The organism is Spiroplasma apis B31 (assembly GCF_000500935.1).
Lineage (GTDB): Bacteria > Bacillota_I > Bacilli_A > Mycoplasmatales > Mycoplasmataceae > Spiroplasma_A > Spiroplasma_A apis.
Window position 1 is genome coordinate 386713 of record NC_022998.1, and the last position, 26663, is coordinate 413375.

Genomic DNA, 26663 nt, shown 5'->3' on the forward strand with positions numbered 1-26663 from the left:
ACATATCTGTAAAGTCACGATAGTAATTATAGGGGGCTTATTATGGAGAAAAATATAAATACGTATGAAAATTTATCAAGTAGTTATATATTTTTACATTTATTAACAACAAATAATAAGACAAATCCAATACCACTAACACTTGATTTTTTAAACGAACCGCAAACTAGGATAGAAAAAAAATATGATTTATTATTGTTAGATGCTATCAAGAATGTCTGTTTTAAAAAGGTGAGTAAAGCAATTAACGAAGATTTTGAAAATAGTTTCATATTAAAAGGTTTACTTTATATAATTAAAAAACAAACGGTTAACATATTTGAAAAGCATTTTGAAGGTTTGGACCTTATAGCAGAGTTCGTGAGATTAAAAGCAGCTTGTAAACTGTTCACTAATCAAATACGCTATGACCCTAATCTTTGATTAACAATTGATAAAAAAGAAAGGCATAATTTGCATAACAAAAAAAATAAAGATAATTTTGATTGAAACATGGCACTATTATTACTTGATTTTGATATATTGAAAGATATGGGAATTGTTTTCATTGAAAAAGAAAAACAAGTATTAAAGGATCTTCTAGAAATTAAAATGATTGATTCGTTTGAAGATACGAATGAGCGGTTGATGAACAATCAAGGTTCTTATTTACCAATAAAAATGTTTCTCTTGGAAAAAGAGTTATTAACGAAAGAAAAAAATTTAACAAGAAAAAGAAAAAAAATGGACAAGATTATTTTTTCTACTTTTATGCAAATGATTTGTTTATTCATTAGAAAAAATATAAAAAAAGCATATTTGAACTAAATTTACAAATACTTACTATTGAAAAAACTCTAAGTTTTAAAAAAAAGTAGGTATTTTTTTATATTTAGTTAATATATGTTTGCAAGGAAGTGGTTTGATGGAGTTAAGAAGTGTATTTAAACTTATTAAAATTAGCATGCCTGATATGAATCAACATAATAAAACGATAGCTAAATATTTATTAGAAAATTTAGATAACAGTGAAAAAATAAACTTAAAAGAAATATCTGAAGGTACTGGTCAAAGCAAAGCTACTATCTTTAGGTTTTGCAGAAACCTTGGCTTTCAAGGATTTGCAGAGTTTAGAAAAGTGGTTAACGACTTAAATAATAACTATATATATTCCAATCATGAAATAGTAATCCGTAATTTATACAGAAAAGATTTAGATGAATTTTATGATTTTTATTTCTCAATTTTAAAATTTCAAAGACAATCTATCAAGTCGCTGATTTATGAAAACAAAATTGAAGCTTCGTCTATTCTTATTAAAAATGCGAAAAAAATAATCATAGCAGCTTCTAATATTAATTACAACCAAGCTATTGATTTTAAAAATAAATTGGTTGCTCTTGGATTAAATTGTTTTTTAGAACAAGATTACAGAACTTTAATTTCCTTAGGGAATATTTCTAATGAAGATGACCTGTTTATTACTATTTCTCTATCAAACTTGAATAAATCCGTTCTTTCTATTGGTAAGTTGGCCAAAAGTAACAATGCAAAATGACTTCATATAGGTACAAAGAAAAACTCACTCGAAGATCCAAATATAGATATGATGTTAACTTTTGAATCTAATGAAAGTCAGCTTTGAAATTTATATAGTTTGAGAGGTGAGGGATTATTTCAAATCTTGAATCTTGTATTTGCCTCATTGTTAAACCACTTACCTGAGAAGCACGATTAAATATATTATTTAAAACAATTATTAATAAAGGAACTAAATTTTACAGGTTTGATTAAGCAACCTTTATTTTTTTAAAAGAACTAATCAATCCTCATTTTGCTCAACTTTTGAGTCAAGGAGAAAATTATGAAAATATTTATTGTTAAAGATTTGCCATCAGATATAGAAAAAGTTATTCTTCAAAAAGATGCGGATTCAAAGGAATTTGTTTTTTATAAAAAGAATAATCTTAATTATTTCAATTTGAGTTATTTAAAAAATAAAACATTATCTGAAAAATATAATGTTATTAATGATCTAGTAATGGATATTAGTTCTAATGTTGTGCTGGATTTTAATTTGATAGCAGACAAAGATTTAAATTCTACTTTTGCGGTACTATTTAATTTGGTTTATTCAAATTATGGGAAAAGATATTCAAAGAAAACCATAAACAAGAATAAACCTAAAAACTTTTGATTTTATAAAAGCAACTTTACTGAAGAGAACTTTGTTTATTTTAATTTTTTAAAAGTCTGCTATGAAGCTCAAAATTTAGCCTGTAATTTAGCAGACAGTGTTTTAAATTTAGAAGGAGATACAGATATTTTTTACAAAACCCTCCAAAAACTTTGTATTTTAAATAAAAATCTTTCATTAAGGACCTATAATGAAAAACAGTTATTAGATTATGGAATGGCTAGTTTGTTAGCCATAAACAAAGAATCTAGGGTTCTTGTAATTGAATACAATGGTGACACTTGTTCTAAGGAAAAGATTGTTATAATCGGCAAAGGAATTACTTCGAGTGACGAATCTATAAACATATATAATATTGACGAATTTATATTAAGGTTAGATAAAAGTGGTGCTACTAATGCATTTGCTGTAATCGATGCTTGTAGTAAATTATCTTTGAAACTAAATATTGTTTGTTTAATTCCAATAATGCAGAAAATTAATAACATAAACTCTATACAGTCGGGTGATATTGTTATTGCACACAATAAAAAAACTATTCAAATTGAAGATAATAATTTAAAAGGAAGAATAGTGCTAGCTGATCTAATTTCGTTTGCATGCACCGAATACAAGCCAAGGGAAATAATTACAATCGCCACTTTAGGAAGCTCTATGAAAACCGTTTTAGGAAAGCATATAACAGGGTGTTTCACTAATAATATTAAAAGAGCAAGAATTTATGAGAAGTATTTTAACTTAGTTGGTGAGGATTTATGGATTTTACCAATTCATTGAAGTACTAAAAACTCAATTAAAAATTCTGTTCTAGCAGACTATACAAGTAGTCCAAAAGATATAGATAGTAATAATCCATCTATTATAGCGGCTTTTTTAAATGAGTTTGTTCCAAAGAATGTTATCTTTATACATTTAGATATTTCAGGAACTCATTCTATAGAAAATAGAGCAACCGGAAGCTCAGTTAGAGGATTAATTAATACCTTTTACAATGATTCTTTGAATAATAACCCTAATTTCGATTAATATATAATATCATCTATAAGTTATTGAATAAAACAAGAAGGCATAAGCCTTTTTTTTGTGATTTTATGCAAGAATATTTGGCTGGTTTTCTTATTGTTTTAGCTAGATTGGTGAAAAAAAAAAAAAAAAATTAGCACTTAATTGTTGACAATGCTAAAACAAAATGTCAATATATTAATGATTAGCAATATCACTATAAGAGTGCTAATCAGGAGGAATAGATTATGGATTTTACACAAAGACCAGACCCTTTAAATGATCCTGAAATACTAAGTAAATATACTAGGGATTTGACAAAGGACGCGAAAGAAGGAAAAATTGACCCTATTATAGGTAGAGATGATGAAATAATGAGAGTCATCAGAATATTAAGTAGAAAAACAAAAAATAACCCAGTTTTAATAGGTGAGCCTGGTGTAGGTAAAACAGCTATTGCAGAGGGGCTTGCTCAAAGAATTAATAAAGGAGATGTTCCAAGTGTACTTAAAAATAAACGTATCCTAGAATTAGATATGGGTAGTGTTATGGCTGGTGCAAGCTTCCTTGGTGACTATGAAGCAAGAATTAAAGGAATTGTGAATGCCATTCAAAAAGAAAATGGTGAAATCATACTATTTATTGATGAATTACATCTTATAGTTGGTGCAGGTAAAACTGGTGGAGGCGGTGGAATGGATGTCTCTAACCTTCTTAAACCATCACTTGCCAGAGGTGGATTAAAAGCCATTGGAGCAACAACGCTTAAAGAATACCGAGAATATATAGAAAAAGATGCAGCTCTTGAGAGAAGGTTTCAAAAAGTGTATGTTTCAGAACCTACAGTGGAGGAAACAATTTCAATATTAAGAGGATTAAAAGAGAAGTTTGAAACTTATCATGGTGTACGTATTCACGATAACGCCTTAGTAGCAGCTGCTCAATTGAGTAATAGATATATCTCAGATAGATTTTTACCAGACAAAGCAATCGATTTAGTCGATGAAGCTAGCGCAACAATCAAAACAGAACTTGCGTCTGTTCCAACTGAACTTTATCAAATAAATAGACGAGTAGTTCAATTAGAAATAGAAAGAGCTGCATTATCTAAAGAGACTGATGAAAAGTCTCTTGAAAGAGCAGCTATTAACGAAAAAGAATTATTCGCTTTAAAAGAAAAACAAAAATTATTAAATGATAAATGAGAAGAAGAAAAGAAAGCTCATGAAAAAATTAATCAGCTACGCTCAACAATGGGTCAACTAAAATTAGAACTTGAACAAGCTCAATCAGAAGGTAAGTACCAAAGAGCTGGTGAAATTCAATATTCACTTTTACCTGTGATTGAGAAACAATTGAAACAAGCTATTGTTGAAGATGAAAGCAAGTTACTTTCTGAGGAAGTAACAGAAAAAGAAATAGCATCTATTATTGCTAAGTGAACTGGAATAGCTACTGAAAATCTAATGGAATCTGAAAAAGAAAAACTATTAGGCTTGCCTACAAGTTTAAGAAAAATGGTAAAAGGACAAAATCAAGCAATAGAAGCTGTTGCAGATGCAATATTAAGAAGTAGAAGTGGAATTAAAGATCCAAGTAAGCCTATAGGAAGTTTCTTGTTTTTAGGACCTACTGGTGTTGGAAAAACCGAAGTGGCTAGAAGCTTAGCTAAGTTGTTATTTGGTAGTGAGAAAAAAATGATAAGACTTGATATGAGTGAATATATGGAAAAACAATCTGTTTCTAAATTGATTGGTTCTCCACCAGGATATGTTGGGTACGAAGAGGGTGGTAGATTAACAGAAGCTGTTAGAAGAACACCTTATTCAATAGTATTATTTGATGAAGTTGAAAAGGCACACCCTGATGTATTTAATGTATTACTACAAGTTTTAGATGATGGGCGTATAACTGACTCACTAGGTAAAACTATTGATTTTAAAAATACAATAATAATTATGACTTCAAATATTGGTTCAGAATATCTTATGTCAACAGAAAACGAACTAGTAGACGAAAAGGTCATTGAAGGAGAATTAAGAAAATTCTTTAGACCAGAATTTTTAAATAGAATTGATAATGTAATAAGATTTAATCCATTATCAAAAGACATCATTAGAGAAATTATAGAAAAAACTTTAAGTGAACTCAAAGATAGAGTTTATGAAAATAATGAATATATTATAAACTTCACTGAGGAATCTATCAAAAAAATCGCTGATGAAGGTTATATTAGAGAATATGGTGCTAGACCACTTAAGAGATACATAGAAAAGAATATCGAGACAGTAATAGCAAGAGCAATTGTATCAAATGACATACAACCAAAAAGAAACTATGTTATAGATGTACAAGATGGTAGATTTGTTATCTCTACATCAAATAAATTAAATTAGCACTTGAATATTTAGAGTGCTATTGATAAACTTAAAGAGAATTGTTAAGGAGGTTAATATGTTAACTGAAAGACAAGAACAAATTCTACAATCCATTATCGAAGAATATATTAAATCAGCTTCTCCTGTTGGATCAAAAAGAATTCAAGAAGTACTATCAATTAACATATCTTCTGCAACAATTAGAAATGAATCGGCATTTCTGGAAGAACAAGGTTACTTAGAAAAAGCACACACTTCTTCTGGTAGAGTTCCTTCTACAAAGGGTTATAGATATTATGTTGATCACCTCATGAAGTCGAATGATATGGAAGAAGTAAAACTTCAAATAGAAAATATTTTTAAAACAAGAGGTTCTACTATTGATCAAGTTCTAGAAAAAACTTCATTGATATTAAGTGAAATGACAAAGTTAGCAACTGTTGTAGCAACATCTAGAAACACAACAGAAGTTGTATTATCTAAAGTAGAATTAGTACCATTGTCTGGTTCTAGTTCAATAGTAGTCTTCGTTTTGTCTAATGGTCAAATCGAAAATAAGATTGTTAACTTAGATAAAGTAACTTTGAAAGAGTTAAAAATATCAATTGATCTTTTTAATGAAAGACTTGTTAACTCAAAAATCTCAGAGATAGAATTTAAATCAAAAGCTATCATTCCAGTTTTAAAACAACAGGTTAAAAAGTATGAATTCATTCTCCAAACTTTTATCAATGCACTTTTACATACAGGTACTTCACAATCTAAAACAAGTGGTGTTAAGTATCTACTTGAGAATCCTGAATTCAATGACCCAATAAAAATAAAAAAAATTATAGAGTTTATAGAGAGTACTTCGCCATTTGCATGGTTTAATTCTCAAAATAAAAACGCCAACAAGGCATCAGTAGCAATTGGTTTTGAGACGGGTCTAGGAAACGATGATATAGCAGTTGTTGGTACTAACTTCCCCACAGAAGGTGGGGGAAAAGGTACTCTGGCTTTAATTGGACCTAAAAGGATTCAATATGATAAAGTTTCTGATCTTTTAGAATGGATTAGCAAAAAAATAGAAGACAAATTCAAAGAAGGAGAATAATACGATGGACAAAAACGAACAAAAGAACGTTTTGGATTTATTTAAAAAAATAAAAAAAGAATTTAAAGTTGAGCCTGTCAAGGAAAAAGATGAAAAGGAAAAAGAACTTTCTAACTTAGATAAACTTGAGTTAGAGTTTGCAAACTTAATTGATAAAGTTGAAAAGCTAGAGGAATCTAGATTAATGGCAATTGCAGACAATCAAAATACGGTTAAAAGATTTCAAAACGAAAGCATACTAGTAAGAAAATATGGTGGTGAAAAAATAGCCACAGAAATTATTCCTGCTATCGATATGTTTAGAAGTGTTTTGAAATCAACTCCTGATAATCCTGAAATTAAAAATTACTTGATGGGATTTGAAATGATTATAAATCAAATGGATCAAGCATTAGCGAATGCAGGTGTATCAATGATTACAGTAAACGTTGGTGACGATTTAAATCCTGAAATTCACTCTGCAATAGAACAGGTTGAAACAGACAAGGTTGAAAGCGGAAAAATAGCAATAGTGGTATCAAATGGATACAAATTACATGATAGAGTTATCAAACATGCTGCTGTTAAAGTAGCAAAATAGAAGGAAGGTATAAAAATATGGCAAAAGAAAAAATTATAGGAATCGATTTAGGAACAACAAACTCTGTTGTTGCAATTATGGAGGGGGGACAACCAATAGTATTGGAAAACCCTGAAGGACAAAGAACTACTGCTTCAGTTGTTGCATTTAAAAATAGTGACATTATAGTTGGTGGAGCAGCTAAAAGACAAGCGGTTACAAACCCAAATACAGCGATATCAATTAAACGTGACATGGGAACTTCTAAAAAAGTTAAATTAGAAGGTAAAGAATATACACCTGAACAAATATCAGCTGAAATATTAAGATACATAAAAAAATATGCAGAAGATAAACTAGGGACAAAGGTTAATAAAGCAGTTATTACAGTACCAGCATACTTTAATGATGCACAACGTAAAGCTACTAAAGATGCAGGTAAAATTGCAGGTTTAGAAGTTGAAAGAATTATAAATGAACCAACAGCAGCAGCACTTGCTTATGGTATCGACAAAAAAGATAAAGAAATGAAAGTTTTAGTTTATGACTTAGGAGGAGGAACATTTGACGTTTCAATTCTAGAGTTAGCAGATGGAACTTATGATGTACTATCAACATCAGGAGATAATGATCTTGGTGGAGATGATTTTGATAAAAAAATCATGGACTGAATTGGTCAAGGAATAAAAAAAGAATCAGGAATTGATCTTTCTAATGACAAAATGGCATTACAAAGATTTAAAGACGAAGCTGAAAAAGCAAAAATTAACTTATCAAGTCAGTTAGAAACAGAAATTAACTTGCCATTTATAGCAATGAATGAAAATGGACCAGTTAACTTTAGTACAAAACTTTCACGTAGTGAATTTGAAAAAATGACTAAAGATTTAGTTGAAAGAACTAGAAAACCTGTTGAAGATGCTTTAAAAGAAGCAAAACTAAAATCAATTGATATTGATCAAGTTTTATTGGTTGGTGGTTCAACCAGAATACCAGCTGTTCAAACTTTGGTTAAATCATTATTAGGAAAAGAACCAAACAGAACAATTAACCCAGATGAAGTTGTTGCTATGGGAGCTGCAATCCAAGGTGGAGTATTGGCTGGAGACGTAACTGATGTTTTACTATTAGACGTAACCCCTTTAACTTTAGGAATTGAAACTATGGGTGGTGTAATGACTCCTTTGATTCAAAGAAACACAACTATCCCAACAGAAAAATCACAAGTTTTCTCAACAGCAGCTGATAATCAACCAGCAGTAGACATTAACGTTTTACAAGGTGAAAGACCTATGGCTGCAGATAATAAATCTCTTGGACAGTTCCAATTAACTGGAATTAAACCTGCTCCAAAGGGTGTACCTCAAATAGAAGTAACATTTAAAATTGACGTTAACGGAATTGTTTCGGTAACTGCAAAAGATAAAGATACAAATGAAGAAAAAACAATTACAATTTCAAACTCTGGAAGTCTAAGTGAGGCTGAAATTGAAAGAATGGTTAAAGAAGCTGAAGAAAATGCTGAATCAGATAGCAAAAAACGTAAAAATATCGAGTTAAAAAACAAAGCAGAAAGTTATTTAAACATAATCGAAGATTCAACAAAAGATATGCCAGAAGATCAGAAAAAACAATCTGAAGAACTTTCTAAATCAATTAGAGAACTTATTGCAAAAGAAGATTACGATGGCTTAGAGAAAAAAATGAATGAATTAGAGCAAGCTATGAAAATGGCTTCTGAAATGGCAGCCGCTCAAGCTCAACAAACAACTGAAGAAACAAAGTCAGTAGATGAAAATAAAGAAGATAAAAAATAGTTTTAAAAAACAACTTCGCAAAAGTTGTTTTTTAAAGATAGGAAGTGAGGCCCAATATGCCTAAAAAAAGAGATTACTATGAAATTCTAGGGGTTTCTAAAACAGCTACTGAAGATGAAATTAAAAAAGCTTACCGAAAGTTAGCTAAAAAATATCATCCAGATGTAAGTAAAGAAGAAAATGCCGAAGAGTTATTTAAAGAAGCTACAGAAGCAGCAGAAGTGCTTCTTGATGAGCAAAAAAGAAAAACATATGATCAGTTTGGTCACGATGGAGTTCAAGGAATGGGTGCCGGATTTGGCGGTGGTTTCTCAGGATTTAGTGACTTCTTCTCAAATATGGGTGGTGGCAACGACTTCTTTTCAGATATTTTCTCTAATATTTTTGGTAGAGGCTCACGCAGTTCAGGATTTAGCTCACGCAATTCTAAAAAAGCCCGTGGTCAAGATGTAGTTGTTGATTTGACTTTAACATTAAACGAGTTGTTATTTGGTGTAGACAAAGAAGTAGAATTACAACTTGTATGTAAATGTGATGAATGTAATGGTGTTGGGGCCCAATCATCAAGCGATATTATCACTTGTGAGGTATGTAATGGTCACGGAGTGGTCACAATCCTGCAAGACATGGGTATAGCTAAATTTCAAACACAACAAACTTGTCCTAAGTGTAAAGGAAAAGGGAAATCAATTAAAAACCCATGTAAGAGTTGTAAGGGAGAGGGAGCTCGCTTAAAACGCGAAAAAATCAAGTTACCTATACCTAAAGGTTTAACTCCGGGTCAACAAATTGTTTTAAGAAATGTTGGAAATTACAGTGTTGAGGGTGGAGAAAAAGGTCATCTTTACGCTAATATAGATTTATCTGTAACAGGTGATATAAAAATAGTTAATAACTATGATATTAAAGCAAAACTAAACGTTTCATATTTGGATGCTTTACTTGGCAATACTATAAAAGTTGATAGTTTAGATGGTCAATTGGATGTGAAAATAGCAAAAGGATCAAAAAACTTTGATACACTAATTTTGAAAAATCACGGGTTATTCAAAGGTGTTAAATCATCAAGTCGTGGTAATTTGATTTTAGAAATCAACATTGTTATACCAAAAGAAGTTTCTAAAGAAGAAAAAGAACTTTTAGAAGATATCCAAAAAATATCTCAGTTCAAGTCTTCCAATAATATCAAAAATTAAAAATATATCCGTTATGGATATATTTTTTTAACTCTCTTAACAAACATTTATTTGGCACTATTAATTTATTTTATTTATAGAGTGGTTTTTTAAATCATTCAAAATTTTTGAGTAAATTTACTAAAGTTTATCCTATTTACTAATGGACTAAAATATAAATATGTATTGTATAATAATAAAAGGAGACAAAAACTATGGCAGATAAAATAAAAGTATTACAAATCAAACGTAATGAAATCAATGACGATAACGCAAATAAAAAAAGTTTTAATCCAGTCGAAGATGTTTGATACGATAACTCTGACAGTATTTCTATCTCCTTAGATTTTGATAAAACAATTGCTTTAAAGAAAAAAAAGGCAGAGCCTAAAATATCATTAGTGCAAAATGCAAACTCACATTTTTTGAAGAAAAATAAATCTAATAGCATTTATTTCAATAAAGATGATATTGAAGACAGAACATTTGAGTCACTTAATATTTTAGATCGAAGTATCAATAGTAGACCATCTAACCTACCTAATGAAATATTAAAATTAAGAGAACTAAGTTACCAAAAAGAACAGTTGCAAAAAGAAGAGTTACTTGAAAAATTAAATGTTAACTTAAATCAAGAAAGTATTGATAAAAATTATAATCTTACTTCTAGAGAATATGATAAATATGAAAACAAAGAGTTAAATAAAAACCATAGTCTGGAAAATCATCTCAATAATGAAAAATTATATTTACCTCGCTCAAAAAGTAATGATAGTACATTTGCCAACAAACATATACATAGAAATAAAAATGAAACAAAAGGTTTCTCCAGAATAGAAGATAAAGAAACACTTGAAAGAGAAGCAATGGGTGTTTTTGAAGAGGCACGTAAACTCAAAGAAGCTGAAGTTCAAATGATTGAAGCAATTAGGCATCAACAAGAAATAATAAATAAACAAAAAGAGTTACTTAATAAAAATCAGGAGTTGCTACAAAGACAAGAAAAAAAAGAACAAATACAGAGACAAAAAGAAGCATTATTAAGAAAAAAAGAAGAACTTTTAGAACAACAACGTTTGAGGGACTTCGAAGAAAAACGTCGTAAACAAGCTATGTTAGAACAAAAGCATAACCAAGATATAGAATTAAAAAAACAAAGAGTTTTGGAAAAACAATTAAGAAAAGAAAGCTTCAAAAAAGCTTTAAGAGATAAAGCAACAACAACTGAAATCGATCAATTTTTTGATATAGTAAATGATAAAAAGAAATCAATGACAATGGATTTAGTCAATAGTTTTTTAGCGCTCAAAAAAGGTCTACCTAAACCAGTAGTTAATAATCTAGATTACGATAATTCATTTAGCACAGATGATTTCAATAAAGCTGTTGAATCTCAAGACACTAACCCTAATAAAGAAAAACAAAAACAAGAGTTTTTTGACCAAACTGGGGAAACTACTCAATTAGTTAATAAGCTAGTTGTTGATGCTCAAAATATAAATAAAGCAACTCTTGACAAACCAAGTTTTGATGACTTTGAAGAATGGTTTGAAAGTGTTAAAAACAATAATAAATTATCAAGAAAAGAAAGAAAAAAATTAGCTAAAGGAATTAAAGGTAAATAAAATGAAGAAAAAAAAGGTCATAGTTGGTCTTAGTGGCGGAGTTGACTCGAGTGTCACAGCCGCTCTTTTGTTGGAACAAGGATATGATGTTGAAGGTTTGTTTATGCGTAACTGAGATAGTACCTTAAATAACGATGTTCTAGGAAATAAATTTGAGGGCGATATATGTCCCCAAGAACAAGATTATAATGATGCTAAGGCAGTTGCTGATAAATTGAAAATCAAAATTCACAGAGTTGATTTTATTAAAGAATATTGAGATTATGTTTTTGAGTATTTCGTCGATGAATATAAAAAAGGACGAACTCCAAATCCTGATATACTGTGTAATAAATATATTAAATTTGATAAGTTTCTCAATTATGCTCAAGTAGAATTAGAAGCAGATTATATTGCAATGGGTCATTATGCAGGTGTTAGAAAAAATAGTCACGGTCAATTTGAATTACTCCGCGGAAAAGACAATAATAAAGACCAGTCATATTTTTTGTGTCAACTAACACAAAAACAGTTAGAATCAACATTATTTCCTTTGTATAATTATAAAAAATCAGAAATTAGAGAGTTGGCATCGAAATACAATTTACCCACTGCTGAAAAAAGGGACTCAACAGGTATTTGTTTCATTGGAGAGCGAAATTTTACAAGTTTTTTACAAAACTATATTCCAAACCAACCTGGAGACATTGTTGATATAAAAGATAAAAAAGTTTTAGGTAAGCATATTGGTGTAATGTACTATACGATTGGTCAAAGAAAAGGATTAAACTTAGGTGGTCAAAAAGAACCGTATTACGTTGCAGGTAAGGATATAGATAATAAAATACTTTACGTTTCAAAATTGTCTGATGATGGATATTTAAAGTCGAAACAGTGTATTATAACTGATATGAATTTTATTGTTGATTACAAAAATTATTTTGAAGAAAAAACTTTCAACTGCACTGCTAAATTTAGGTATCGTCAACCAGATATATCAGTTACTGTTACTATTTTGGATGACAAAAAAATTAAACTGGATTATGAAGATGACGTTCGCGCTGTAACTGAAGGGCAAGAAGCAGTCTTATATTATGGCGATGTTTGTATTGGCGGCGGTGTTATTGATAAAGTTATAAGTTAAACAATAAAAATGATTTAAAGTAAGATAAAATTACTTTGTAGAATAAAGGGGTAAACACATGAATTATTCACCAAATTTATTTTCTTCAAGCATGATGACTTCAATCATTATTGGGGTAGTAGCTGTTATTATAATAGTTTTTGTTATTGTTTCATCGATAACAAGTAAAAAAGCGCAAAAAAAAGAGCAAGCAAATAGAAAAAGAGTAGTAAAAGATGAAATAAAATTCTATTTAGCAAAAACACAAAGTTTGAAAAATATCAAATTAGAATATGAAAAAGTATACGCAAGAAAAGGACCAGAGTATAAATATCGTGATGTATTTGATGTTGTTGTTCAAATGTATGAGCCAAAAACAAATAAATTAATGTATACAAGAGCATATGAAGTTGAGGGAATTACTACTAAAGCTAGTAAAAAATCATACACAACTTCATGACAAGTTAATACAGAATTGGATCTAGAAGATACAAAAAGACGTATTGCAATTGCTGAGAAAAAAATAAAACTTTCTAAAGAAGAAAGAAAATTAATGAAAATTGAAGACTCTAAAAAAGCAAAAGAACAAAAACTAAAAGAAAAAGAAGAAATGCAAGCTTTACGCGAAGAAAAAGCTAAACAACGTAAAGATAATACAAACAAAATTGATGATGTTGTGAAAGCAACTACAGTTAAGTTTGTGCCTAAAAGAAACAAATAACATATTTTCGTAATGAAAGTATGTTATTTTTCATTATCATTAACTATAGGAGGAAATTTTAATGCAATTAAAGGGCCTAGTAACAAAAGAAGATTTTAAAAGATATCTCACAACTTGTAATAAAGTTGCTTGAATTTATCATAGTTTGGAAAACTTTAATAGCTTTTTAAAACTTAAAAAAAATAAAGTTTATGAATGCTATTTGAATGATGAAATAAACAATGAAGATGATTTTGAGAATTCTAGTGGGTTTGATCCATTAAGTCTATATGAACACTTATTAAAAGGTGATAATCTGTCTGATGAAGAAATAGAACAAAGAGATTTGATTTTGAAAGAGATGGAAAGCATTAACGGACTAGAGTTATTGCCGATGGATGCTGAAACTATCATTGATGGTAATCAAATTGGTCAAGCTGCAAGAGAGTATTTCATTGAAAAACTATATAAAGAAAATATTGCAGAAAATACTTCTTATTCATACTTTGATTTTCAATCATTAGGATACAAAGATACAATCCAAAAAACAAGAGATTTATTAAATGACTCAAATTGTAAAATGCTTTTCGAACCTTCATTCGAGGCATGTGATGGCAATTTACGAGTAAGATGTGACATTTTGATCAACAAGGGAAACAATCGAGTCGAAATTATAGAGGTTAAAGCATCCTCAAAATGTAAAACAGAACATATTTTCGATTTATTTTATCAATATTATGTATTAACTCAAGCTGGTTATTTTGTTGACAAAGTAAGTTTATGTTTGATAAACAAAGACTATTATAGAGGTGTAGGATTAGTTGATAAAGAAGAGATTGATAAGAGTGTTGAAGAAGAAATTATTAGTTATGATGATAATATAAAGCCGATACTCGATAATATAGTTATGGATGAAAAATATGAGGAAGTAAGTGACATAGATTATGATTTACTTTTTAACATTGTGGACAGATTCTATGATAAGAAATATAAATCATCTTTTATAGAATTTTTTTGGAATTTTATTGATGAGACAGACGTTGAAGATTTGTTTTCTGAAATCTCAAACTCTTTTGAAAATGAGAAGATATTAGCAAATATCAAGTGTGGTAAATACAGTATAGACTACAAAAACGCTAACTTCAAAGAAAAAGAGGTCTATTGTCACCATGTTATTCGTTGAATTGACAAAAATAAAACAACTTTATTTGATATAACGCGCTTTAAACAAAAAGCTGCTGAAATCTTTTTCACCAAAAATGTAGTGTATATGGAAGATATTGAAGATCCATGAGACAAAAAATGGGTTGATTCAAAAGGAAAAAAATATTTTAATAACGTCATTTGCAGAATCATTAAAATGACAAATAAGTATGCTAAGACCAAAACAATAAATTCATTTGATATTATAGACCTAACAAGGTATGAGATACTTTTAGATTTATTAAGTCATTATTATGAATATCCGATTTATATGTATGACTTTGAAACCTCAAAATGAGCAATGCCTAATTTTAATGAATCAAAAACTTACCAACAAATTCCTTTTCAATATTCTATACATGTAATTTTGGATGATAAATTTGATTTTAAAAAACCTAATAAAACAATGAAACACTTTAATCATATTGAAGATTTTCAGAGAGACCCACGACCTAATTTTGTAAAAAAATTCATCAAAGACTCTTTTTCTTATGGTCCCGGTAAGTATGTAGCGTATAATAAACACTTTGAAAGAATGGTTTTAAAATCATTGATTTTCCAATATCCTAAATATTCTAAACCCTTAAAATATATTAGACAAAACACTATTGATTTATTAGACTTTTTTAATTTAAGGCAAGACAATTGACTAATTTATCATCCAGATTTCAAGGGAAGTTCTTCTATAAAAAGAACCCAACCAGTGCTAGATGATAAATTAAGTTATAAAGATTTGAGAATAAATAAAGGAGACAAAGCTAGCCAGGTTTTTAGACAATTTATCGATGGCTCTTTTAGTCAAGAAAAATGAGACAAACTTTTTAAACCAGATATGCTTGCTTATTGTGATAGAGACACATTAGCTATGGTAGTTGTTTTACAAAAAATTATAGAATATGTTAAAGACTACGATAAGGATTACCTATTAGAAATTGAAAAAATATTAGAGAAGAGGAGATTAAGTGAATAAATATCGAGTAATATTTTGTGGAACTCCAGAAATAGCTGTCAGTATTTTGAAAGGGCTAGAGACATTAAATATAGAAATTGTTGGTGTAATTACACAACCAGATAAACTTATTGGAAGAAAAAAAGAGTTATCTTTTTCTCCGGTTAAATCATATTCAATTGAAAAGGGTTATAAACTTCTACAGCCAGCAAAAGTAATAGATGTTTATGATGAAATAGTTGCCTTGAATGCGGATTATTTAATAACTTGCGCTTTTGGGCAATTTATTCCTTCAAAAGTTTTAGAATTATTTAAAAACTCCATTAACGTACATGCCTCATTATTGCCAAAATATAGAGGCGGAAGTCCAATTCAATATGCTATTATGAAAGGCGAAAAGAAAACCGGTATTTCCTTAATGAAAATGATAAAAAAAATGGATGCTGGTGAAGTCTATGTTCAAGAAGAAATTGAGATTGACTCAAATGATGATTCAGGAATACTATTCAACAAAATGGCTATATTAGGTAAAAAAATGATCGAAGAACATTTATTTAACATTTTAGAAGGCAAAATCAAAGGAATGGAACAAGATGAGAAAAAAGTTACATTTGCCTATAACTTAACAAATGAACAAGAGAAAATCAATTGAGATGATACATCCGAAAATATCTGCAATTTTATAAGAGCTTTAAGCCCTAAACCGATAGCATTTACATTCCTAGGTAATGAAAGGTTAAGAATTAAATCCGCGCGATTGTTAGATGAAAATGATATATTTCCAATGCCATTAAAAATTTTTCAACCAGGTGAAATAGCTTCAGTAAATAATAAGGGTATTGTAGTAGCTTCGAATAATGGATTTATCATAATTCTTGAACTACAAATAGCTGGTAAAAAAATGGTTGTGGCAAGTAGCTACAACCAACCTAATTCACCATTCAAAATGGGTTTAATTTTAGGTTAATATTTTAAAGTTTAATCTTTTTAGATATAATTAATGTAGATTTTGATATATGAGGAGATACTATGCAAGTAAATGATTTAAGACCAGGAAGCACGTTTTTATATGAAGGTAATATTTTTGTTGTTTTAGAAAATTCATTTTCTAAAACAGGAAGACAACAAGGTAAAGTAACTGTCAAGGTTAAAAACCTAAGATCAGGGGCTAGAGTTGAACTAACATTCACCGGTGGTGATAAAGTCGATAAAGCTATGATTGAAAAGAAAGATATGCAATTCCTTTACAATGATGGAACCAATTGTGTATTGATGGACACAGAAACTTATGACCAAGTTGAAATACCTTCTAAAAAATTAACTTGAGAGTTAAAATTCTTAACAGACGGAACAATGGTTAAATTAACAGAATATGAAGGAGAAGTGCTAGGTATTTCTATTCCTGAAAAACTAGAACTTACTATTATTGAAGCTGAACCAGCCGTAAAGGGTGATACAACTAGTGGTGCCCAAAAAAAGGCAAAACTTGAAACAGGTTTAGAAATACAAGTTCCGCTATTTATTAAAAATGGAGAAAAAATAATTGTTAATACTAATGACGGTAAATATTCAGGAAGAGCTAATTAGCAACTAAGGGGTAAAATTGATGTATATTGTAATGGAAAGAAATACAAGAGGAAATCTTGAAATAGATGAAAAAATACTTAAAAAAATTATTGAGTATGTTGTAACGAATAATGTAAACACTCCAGTTAAAGTAGAAGCTCGTGTTAACTTGCATTACGATAATATATTGTTCATTTTAGTAAAAATTTACACAGACTCAATTGACAAATTATCAACAAGTGAGAAAAAGTTAAGCTCCCTAATATTTGACTCAATGGATAAAACTTTATCAATAAGACCTAAAAACGTGGCTTTTGCCTATATAAAACGTTAATTTTCTATTTAAAACAAGCTTAGCTTGTTTTTTTTCTTTTCTAAAAAATTTTTATTTTATAAAAGAAAAATACAAATCTCCAAAAGAGTTGATTTTAGTCTTTAAATTCACTATAACAAAGGTAATGAAGTAGATTACTGAAAAGGTTAACTAATCAAGACTACTTTGTTTGGTAATTAAACATGTAGTTATCAATAAGATTAGTTACTGATATTTGTTAGATTCAAGGTAATCATTCATTTGTAAGGTTATAAATTGAATATCAATATTTAAAGGAGTTTATTTATGAAAAAGCTATTATTATTTATAAGCATGATGACATTCTCTTCTTCTGCAGCTGTCACACCTTGTATTTATGTTGCTAATACAACAGACAATAATTTCAAAAACGAAAATATCACACCTGATTCAGAAAAAGAAGATGAGAAATCAAAGGAATTAGAAGAAAGCAACCAAGGTTATCAAAAAATACAAGACCTTAAATTGTATACTGATATTGGTTTGATAAGTGATTTTAGTGAAGAAGAGATCTTAACTAGCTTTAAGAAAGCAAATCCGGGAGTAAAAGAGAAAGTATATTTGAACTCAATGACTTTAAATAGCGGAAAAATAACTATAAAAAACTACTCTGGCTTTATTAATATAAAGTTTAGATGTTCTTCTCTTAAAAAAATAATCAACGTTTCATCTATTGGAAGTGTAGAAAACATCAAGTCAGAAACCATATTTAATAAACTAATTAAAATGAATAAAAACTTAAGAAATGTAGATATAAATCAAGATTTAAGTCTAGAACTATCTAATATATATGAAGGTGTGTTATCTGCAAAAGGTTACAGTGACAAAGTAAATATAGATTTTAAACCAACTTCATTGGATGGTGTTATTTTAGAAAGAACATTGGAATCAAGTATTGGTAGCTTGGATGATAATGTGATCATTAGTAAAGTAATTGAAAAAAATGAAATTCTTAAAAACTATAAAAACCAAGTAATGTTAAACCAAGACTCAAAAACTTTAAATAATGTTTCTTTGTACTTAAAAGACATAACTTTCGAAAAGGGTTCTAAATCAGTAATTAATTATTCAATTGATGATATAGCAGCTATTATCCCGGTAACTAATATAGGAGAAGTGGATAAAGTTGATGAATCAACAATTTTAAGTAAACTAAAAGAAAAAAATCCTTTATTAGATAAATATCTACAAGAAAAAAACAAGAGTTTAGTTCTTGAAAAAGAAATCGAGTTAGATAACTCAACATTTCATATTTCCGATTTCGCTTTAAAGGGTAAAATAAACGTAGTTTATAAATGTAATAAACTAAGCGGAATATTAAAAACAACTGATATTGGTGGAATTGATGACTATGATGATTCAAACGCTAAAGATAAAATTTTGGCAAATTTAAAACAAGCTAATCCGTTACTAAAATACATGAAAAGTGATTTTGATATAAATATTTCCAATATTGTTAAAGACAAATTTACTAAGTTAGACTCTAAAATTAACACTAGATTTGACCTAAGAATCAAAAATATGACTGGTAACGAAAAAATGAACTTCAAGATTATTAGAAAAGATATTAAAAACATGATACCAAGGGATAATCTTAATAAGGTATTTTGAAGAAATAGACAAGATATTATAAACAAAATTAAAGATGTGAATGGTAAAAACTTCGATGAAAATAACCTTAATATAGGTAATCCAACTTATTCAGAAATAAAACTATCAGCGTTAGATAATTCCTTAAAATATTTTGGAGAAGTTATTGTTAAATTTGTAACAATCTTTTATAAAGAGGATAACTATAATTTTTCTGATTTTAAAAATACAACTCCTCAAGGTACTAGCTCAAAAACTAAATCAAGAATTTCTTCCTCACCAACTATAGGCTCAAGTCATAGAAACGACGATGACGGAGATCAAACTTTCATTGGTGAATATGAATTTCCTTTAACATTAAACGATGTTAAAAGTTTAGCTAAAAAAACTAGCTTGAAATTTAAATACTCAATTCAAACTGAAAAAATAAATTCTTCAAAACAAATAGACACTAATCAATATAAACAAGCTCGTAATGAAGTTTTGAGTGTTCCTTTGAATGATATAAATGGTAATAAAAAAGAATACAAAATGCAAGAATTCAATCCAATAAAAATTCCGTATAGAAAAAGAGCTTGGTACGGTGTTTGTACAAGTAATTATGATTCATTAAATTTGAAAACAACTTTTAAAGTTAATTTTTGAAAAGAAAACGGGTCTGACAATAATGAAAAAATAAAGTTTCAAGTACTTGTTTCTAATCAACTTGATGACTTTACTACATGTGATGATATCGATATTAGTTATAAAATAACTATCGAATCAATAGATATGAGTTAATATGAAAAAATCTAACTTAAGTTGACTAGTAATCAAGTCTGGTTTTAAAAACTCATTTAAAAACCCCTTGCAATTAATTGGGCTTAGTTTTTTAATAGCCATTAGTTTAATTGCTTGTCTTTTTATGAATGTTGCTTACCAACGGATTGAAAAAAATTATCATAATTTATCAACTCAATCTAATCTAAGAGATTTTATTGTTGATTCTCAAAAAAGCCCTAAAATATCATTTAACGAAAATGATATTATCGGTGGGGAGACAATTTTAAATTACTCAAATCAAGATTTATATCAACAGTATTTATTAAATGTAATATCTAACAAAGGTAAAAAGTTTGAAGAAGGTGAAATAAAAGGTAAGAACTTTTTTGATTGATCAAGAACAGAAAGTAGACTATTTACTAATATAAAGAATGGTGTGACAGAACTTAATATCAAGGGTGTTACCAAAACAAGTATAGTTAAAGTTAATGAACAAAAGGAGTTAGAGGAGCATATAAACGTTGATAAACTAGTGGTTTATTCAGGTCAAAATTTCTCTAATGATAAAAGTTTAGCTTTGCATCAAATAATAATTCAAGATACATTTGCTAAGAAAAACAATATTTTCTTAGGAGATATTATCAGATTAGTACCAGACCAATATGGAAATCAATTATTGGTGAAAAAAGATGTTCATGATTTACCATTCGGAATTGGTAAGGATATAAATGACCCTATAAATGGGATAGAAAAATCAGTTTATAAAAGTATAATGTGATTCCAAGTTATCGGAACAGGTTCATCAATTGATTTTGTGTATCCATCTATCAATAATACAAAATCATTACCCAATAATTCTAAGGAGATGATTGCCTACCTATCTCCAGAAGTTTTTGGATTAACTTTGGAAAGTATTTCAGAAGAATATTATCTTTATAGTTATAATTTTTCAAAAGCTAAACTAGTTGCAAACTCAGAAAGTGAACGTGAAATATATTTTTCAGGTTCTTTTATAGATAGAGAAAAAAACACCATTGAACAAATTTCTGCTTTTAATAATCAATGAGTTAAGAGTGGTAATATTTCAACTGACAATTTGAAACTTTTTTATTCAAATAAAGACCCTTCGTATAAATTTTTCTCAAGAGTAACAATCTTGAATAATGTTTTATATATTTATAAAGTATTATCAACTGTTACAACGGTTATTATTAGTTTGGTTTGTTTGTTTGTTACTGTTTTACTTATCAAAAAGCAACTCGCAGATACAAAAAGTAAGATGGGAACATTTAAAGCTTTGGGTTGCAGCAATATGAACCTAATAAATTTTTTCTTGATTACACCAATCATAGTCGCTTTGGGTGGTTTTATAATTGCTTATTTAATGATGGTTGGACTCCAAGAAGTATTTGTAAATGCCTTTTCGAGTTATTTCAATATAAGTTATGGAAAATTTACTTATTGTGCCGAATATGCCCCAGTAATCTTATTGGGGGCAATAGTGATTTTGGTTTTAATTTCTTTTTATAACGCATTTCTTGTTTTGAATAATAAAGCCATCGTTTTACTTGTTGGAGATTCATCACAAAAACTTTCTTGACTTGATAGGTTTTATAAAGGATTCTATAAAAAATCAAGTAAAAGCGCAAAACTACATGCTGCGCTAATGATTAGTTCTAAGGTTAAAGTGTTAGGTTCAACGTTGATTCTACTTATCTCGACAATCTTGATTTCATTTTCTGTAATGTTACCAACAATAGTTTCAAATAATAAAAAAGAATCATTTAAAGGTTTAAATTATCAAGATATTGTTGAATATACAAACCCAATTGCAAATAACCCATCGACTTTTTTGAAAACATATAACCCGAACAAAAAAGATGACTGAAGTTATTTAAATGGTAAGAATATTGTTGAAGACTTTAGTGAGTCAAATAAGAAAAAACAAAAATATATAACATCTTATCCTTTGATCGATATCGAAGGCAAACCAACTTATGATTTCAATAAAATATTAAAAGATTTAATAGTTGGTGATGTTAGTCGAAATTATTATTCATATAATATACCAATTGTTGAAAGTAACCCTGATTCTGAACTGGTGTTAAACGAATTATCAAAAAATAATTACGCTAACTGAAAAAACTTATCAATCAGGTATTTAGAACTCTTGGACAATATTTCTATACCAGATTCTAATAATTTCCCTGGACCTTATAAAGCAATAGCGTCGATACTTAATCAATGAAGTGACTATTCTGAATTAGTGAATATTGTTTATGAAAAATCAAATGAAGTAAAAGATACTATTGATCCAAAATATAAAAAACTAGCAGGTATTGCACTTTCTCAAAAGTTGATAAACTTTTATAAAAAAAGCATAAATGCATTACCTTTAAAAGTTAACTCTAACTTTATAAAAGATGGCGCATTGAGTGCAGAGTTGCTAGAAAAAATTGATTACAATACTCAAATTCTGACTATTGACGATTTTGATGTTATCAATAAGGAAGTTAAAACACCATTCAAATTTGCATCTACTGAAGATGTTGGTTTGTTGATTGATAATGCAAACACTAAATGAACAAAACTCTTGAAAGATTTCTTAAACGATTTCTCCTCAAAAACTAGTGAGTTATCATTTCAGGGAAAACCTATTTCAAATACAGATTTTGAGAATCTAAATATCGATGAGTTACAAGAAATCAATACATATTTGGTACTCTGATATTGAATTCATTTTGAAGGTAAGATAGGAACCTCTTTTATTCAATCTATATATCAAAAAGAAACAAGTCAAGTTCAAGACAATATGAAAAAAGCACTTCTAAAAAATGAAGATTACAACATCACCTATAATGTTGTTCCTTTTGATAAGGAAAACGACGAGTTAGGAACTATGTTGCATGGTGTTTTTGAAGTTGGTAATAGTAAAAATAATATAAATATTCTTGGTTTAGAACCTTCAACTAAGGCAGTCTCACTAATAGATTCACAAAATAGAGACATCAAAGAAAACTTATTTAAAAATCTTAATGATAATTATAAGGAGTACATACCAATAATTGTTAATCAAACTTTTGCTAAAAAACTCTCAGTTAATGTGAAAGATAATTTAGAAATAACTATAAATCAAAAGTTAATCACAAATAATTCAAATGAACCTATTTCACTTGAAGCGGTAAAAATGGGTATTCAAAATAAGAATGGTGATAATCAATATTTAACAGAGTATAACAAAAATTATTATGCATATAACGAGACAGATACTGGGTGGAGTACTAATGAATCTATAAAAACAGCAACTATTAGTGATAAAAGTATAGCTCCAAAATCACTATCTGAAATTAGTAATCAAACCGAAATACAAGAAGCTGCTTCTAAATCAAATATAAAATCATCGCTATTAAGTAGCCAAAAGAAATTTGTTGTAGTTGGTATACAAGATGGATATGGTGAACCTAAATCATGAATTTCTAATGAAAATGCCAATAAAATCCTTGGATATGATGAAGCTGAAAAGTTCTTTTTCAATAATTTCTTCATAAATGAATGATATAAAAAAGATGCTTTGAAAAACTTTGACAATATCGATATATTTGAAGATCTAACTCCTGAAAAATGAATTAATTGACTAACTTATTTCGATGATAATGTTATTTCTTGAAGAAACGGTATCTATAACACAGACGCTAAAAATCCTTATGATGACTTTTGTAAAACTTTCTTGAATTTACCAGAAGACTATAATGACAAAAACGGTTATAAAGAAGGGGCTTCAATTCTTTGAAAAATCTTTAAAAACCAATACCCCGTTTTCAATTACAAGTATACTTTGAATAACGGTTTCAATGATGAAAGGATAAATACTTCAAGAACACAAGAGTTTGGTGATTATAGTACTCAGGGACTTATTGGAAAAGAAACTACCATCTATAACAATGATGGTACTAAAACATCAAGTTTTAAAGAGGGTTATCAGAAACCCGGTGTTCTAGAAACTATCTCCTTAAATGATCAAAAAGCAAAATTAGACCAACTTGGAATTTTACTTGAAATGATGACTTACATTCTTAGTTTTATATCATTATTCATTTCGACAATTATAATTCTCTTAACAACTATTTTAATAATTAACGAAAACTCACAATTTATTGCAACTATGAAAGTACTAGGTTATACAAATAGATACGTAGTTGGACAAGTTTTGTGATTATACTTAGCACCTTTAACATTCACAATATTTACTGGATTTGCGATTGCTTGGTTCTCAATTTACTCGGTGATAAATGCAATTTCAAGTAATTCCTTTATTGTAATACCATTTAACTTTTATTATCTATGACCAATTTTAGTAATTGTGATAGTAATGTCTATTTATTTGTTTACCGTTCTATTTGGGTATAGACAAATTTCAAGGGTTAATCCAACATTAGTGTTGCAGATAAATAATTAGGAGGAAATTATGAAAAAAATATTATTACTTTTTACATCAATGACTTTGATTGCTACACCACTAAATATTGTGACTAGTTGTGGTACAAAAAATGACTATAATGGTCTCTTTGGTGATGAAAATGAGAAAAATGACGGAAGCTATATAAAGGAATCATCAAAAAAAGTAGTTGACAAGTTTAATGCTGAGTCTTCTAAGTTATTTACTGTCAATTCTAAAGTAGAGGGTGTATCAGAAGCTGGTTTAAAAGCAACTCTTTTGGAGGAATTGAAAGAAAAAATTATTCTAGAAGATAATAAGTTTCATTTAGAAATTGTTGAAGATAACTCATTCACTAAGCCTATAATGAAAGGTTATGAAGCAAATGGTACAACAAAAAAAGAAATAAAAATTGAATATGGGAAAGCTAGAGTTAATTTATACTATTTAGATACACTCCTAAAAACTAATTCAATCCAATGATCAACTGGGTATTTTGATATCTATATGAGTATGATAAATCTAATAAATGGTAATAGTTTAGAGACTGTTGGTAATTACAACTCGGCAAAAGTTGATTTAGCTATATTTTCTTTCAATATTGGTGGGTCAGTAACTAAGATAACTCTTGGAACATTGTATAGTTTCATTGAGTTACTCGATAGATTGTCATCATTCGAAATACCATTGGTGGATGAAATTATGAAACCGATAAAAAGCATTTCTAATATGAATTTGAATAATTTAACAGAAGTTGATCCATCTTCTGTGGCCGGTAAAAATAAATATGAGTCTTTCGAAAATGAATTCAAAGACCACTTGAAGCAATTTGTTAAAAAATTAGGCGATCTATTGATATCTTTTGGCCTTCCTGAAGAGATCGAAATACCTAATATAAAAGGGGATAACAAAACTAAAGTAAAAATTAAAGACCTTCTAAATATTAATCTGATAGATACTCTTGGTTTAGATTTATCTTCATTAGGTAATGAAGATATGAAACTAGAAATTGGAAATACTAATGGAAAGAATAATTTGAGTCTTATGAATGTACTAATTAGTGCCGCACCTAATATGTGTGAACTATTGAAATACTTATTTTCAACCGATAATTATAAAAAAAGTCATAATTTTGTATATAACATGATAAGTTATTTTTTTAATGATATGAGTGATGCATTAAAACTTATAAATAAAAAAAATAACGAAGATAATTTGAGTGTAGCAAGAGCTAAGACAAATATTGATAGTTTATTATTTAATGCACTGATAGGTTTTAATAAAAATAAAAGGGGTGTTAATGGAAACTGGTACCTTAAACTTGAATATTCATATAAATTACAAGGTCTTGAGACATTCAAAATAATTAATGATTACTTAGATAGTTTATTAAATAAGGTTCTTCTTAATCCTACAAATATTGCTTTAAACATCTTTAATTCTATAATCACCCCTAAGAAATCAGGCGCTACTAATATTGAAGACTCAATTTTATCACCTAACATGAATGTGAACTTTATTGAAGATGTCGATGCAATAAAATTAATCGATGAATCTGATCTAAGTGATTTCATTAAAGGAATAATTAAACCATTTGCAGGAACAATTAGAGAAAAAGTCTTGTCAACCGCTAATGAAGCTTTAAACAAAATAATTCCTGAGTTAAAAATGTCTACACTACTAAATAAAAGTTTAAAACAAATATTAGTGTCATTAGGAGTTCCCCAAACTGATTTAGATAACTCTAACGTTGAATTATTAAAAGGAGAGTATTCTTTCTTGTTTTATTCAAAAGAAAATGAAAACTGAGTCCCAACCAATTATGGTCTTTCAACTTCTGATTTCCAGAAATACAATAGTTTTAAACTGAAATTTAGAAATTGTCAATTTAAAGTATCTTACATGATAGATGGAGAAGTATCATACACAACAATGACAAAAGATGATATTACTTTTGATTTAATTTTCTCTGATGAAGATGGAAAAAAATAAAACTTTAAAAACTCTCTTTATAAAGAGAGTTTTTTATTTTAAAATTAAAGAAACTTAAATAACTATGTTCAATTTATGTTGGTTATAAGAATTCATTTAGTATAAAATAATATAATAAGCTATAGCTTCAAACCTAACTTAACACGGAAAATCGACCTAAAATAGTGTATAATAATATTGTTTA

The 26663-nt window shown here is 28.5% G+C and carries 18 protein-coding genes; all 18 read left to right on the forward strand.

Going from position 1 to position 26663, the window contains the following annotated elements:
* The first annotated feature begins 42 nt into the window (after positions 1–42).
* The 18 genes from SAPIS_RS01795 to SAPIS_RS01880 all read left to right on the forward strand — a co-directional run bounded on the left by SAPIS_RS01795 (position 43) and on the right by SAPIS_RS01880 (position 26479).
* Complete coding sequence (locus SAPIS_RS01795) at positions 43–807, forward strand: hypothetical protein (RefSeq protein ID WP_023789125.1); 765 nt, start codon at positions 43–45, stop codon at positions 805–807.
* 97 nt (positions 808–904) lie between these two features.
* A complete protein-coding gene (locus tag SAPIS_RS01800) occupies positions 905–1717 on the forward strand; it encodes a MurR/RpiR family transcriptional regulator (protein WP_023789126.1) in 813 nt (270 codons plus the stop codon).
* Positions 1718–1843: 126 nt separating this feature from the next.
* Positions 1844–3202 (forward strand): M17 family metallopeptidase, encoded by a 1359-nt coding sequence (locus tag SAPIS_RS01805; RefSeq protein ID WP_023789127.1) that lies wholly within the window; start codon positions 1844–1846, stop codon positions 3200–3202.
* A 224-nt stretch (positions 3203–3426) separates the two neighbouring features.
* Entirely contained in the window at positions 3427–5574 is a 2148-nt protein-coding gene (locus tag SAPIS_RS01810) for an ATP-dependent Clp protease ATP-binding subunit (protein WP_023789128.1), read from the forward strand.
* A 58-nt stretch (positions 5575–5632) separates the two neighbouring features.
* Entirely contained in the window at positions 5633–6652 is a 1020-nt protein-coding gene (gene hrcA, locus SAPIS_RS01815) for a heat-inducible transcriptional repressor HrcA (protein WP_023789129.1), read from the forward strand.
* 4 nt (positions 6653–6656) lie between these two features.
* Positions 6657–7232, forward strand: a complete 576-nt coding sequence (locus SAPIS_RS01820) for a nucleotide exchange factor GrpE (RefSeq protein ID WP_023789130.1) — start codon at positions 6657–6659, stop codon at positions 7230–7232.
* A gap of 17 nt (positions 7233–7249) precedes the next feature.
* Positions 7250–9028: a molecular chaperone DnaK gene (dnaK, locus tag SAPIS_RS01825; protein ID WP_023789131.1), complete on the forward strand. Its 1779-nt coding sequence runs from the start codon at positions 7250–7252 to the stop codon at positions 9026–9028.
* Positions 9029–9084: 56 nt separating this feature from the next.
* Entirely contained in the window at positions 9085–10224 is a 1140-nt protein-coding gene (locus tag SAPIS_RS01830; RefSeq protein WP_023789132.1) for a DnaJ C-terminal domain-containing protein, read from the forward strand.
* A gap of 194 nt (positions 10225–10418) precedes the next feature.
* Positions 10419–11828, forward strand: a complete 1410-nt coding sequence (locus SAPIS_RS01835; RefSeq protein WP_023789133.1) for a hypothetical protein — start codon at positions 10419–10421, stop codon at positions 11826–11828.
* Position 11829: 1 nt separating this feature from the next.
* The gene (gene mnmA, locus SAPIS_RS01840) at positions 11830–12951 is read left to right on the forward strand and encodes a tRNA 2-thiouridine(34) synthase MnmA (protein ID WP_023789134.1); all 1122 of its coding nucleotides are present in this window, start codon (positions 11830–11832) and stop codon (positions 12949–12951) included.
* 58 nt (positions 12952–13009) lie between these two features.
* Positions 13010–13651 carry a hypothetical protein gene (locus SAPIS_RS01845; RefSeq protein WP_023789135.1) on the forward strand — a complete coding sequence of 214 codons (642 nt, stop codon included), beginning with the start codon at positions 13010–13012 and terminating at the stop codon, positions 13649–13651.
* Between the two features lie 61 nt (positions 13652–13712).
* Positions 13713–15803: a DUF2779 domain-containing protein gene (locus tag SAPIS_RS01850; RefSeq protein ID WP_023789136.1), complete on the forward strand. Its 2091-nt coding sequence runs from the start codon at positions 13713–13715 to the stop codon at positions 15801–15803.
* A complete protein-coding gene (gene fmt, locus SAPIS_RS01855) occupies positions 15796–16749 on the forward strand; it encodes a methionyl-tRNA formyltransferase (RefSeq protein WP_023789137.1) in 954 nt (317 codons plus the stop codon). The genes SAPIS_RS01850 and fmt overlap by 8 nt, the downstream gene beginning before the upstream one ends.
* Before the next feature lie 62 nt (positions 16750–16811).
* Positions 16812–17369, forward strand: a complete 558-nt coding sequence (efp, locus tag SAPIS_RS01860) for an elongation factor P (protein ID WP_023789138.1) — start codon at positions 16812–16814, stop codon at positions 17367–17369.
* 19 nt (positions 17370–17388) lie between these two features.
* Positions 17389–17682 carry an MMB_0454 family protein gene (locus SAPIS_RS01865; RefSeq protein ID WP_023789139.1) on the forward strand — a complete coding sequence of 98 codons (294 nt, stop codon included), beginning with the start codon at positions 17389–17391 and terminating at the stop codon, positions 17680–17682.
* Positions 17683–17967: 285 nt separating this feature from the next.
* Complete coding sequence (locus SAPIS_RS01870; protein ID WP_023789140.1) at positions 17968–20070, forward strand: hypothetical protein; 2103 nt, start codon at positions 17968–17970, stop codon at positions 20068–20070.
* Position 20071: 1 nt separating this feature from the next.
* Positions 20072–24508 (forward strand): ABC transporter permease, encoded by a 4437-nt coding sequence (locus tag SAPIS_RS01875; protein ID WP_023789141.1) that lies wholly within the window; start codon positions 20072–20074, stop codon positions 24506–24508.
* A gap of 9 nt (positions 24509–24517) precedes the next feature.
* A complete protein-coding gene (locus tag SAPIS_RS01880; RefSeq protein ID WP_023789142.1) occupies positions 24518–26479 on the forward strand; it encodes a hypothetical protein in 1962 nt (653 codons plus the stop codon).
* The last annotated feature ends 184 nt before the right edge of the window (positions 26480–26663 follow it).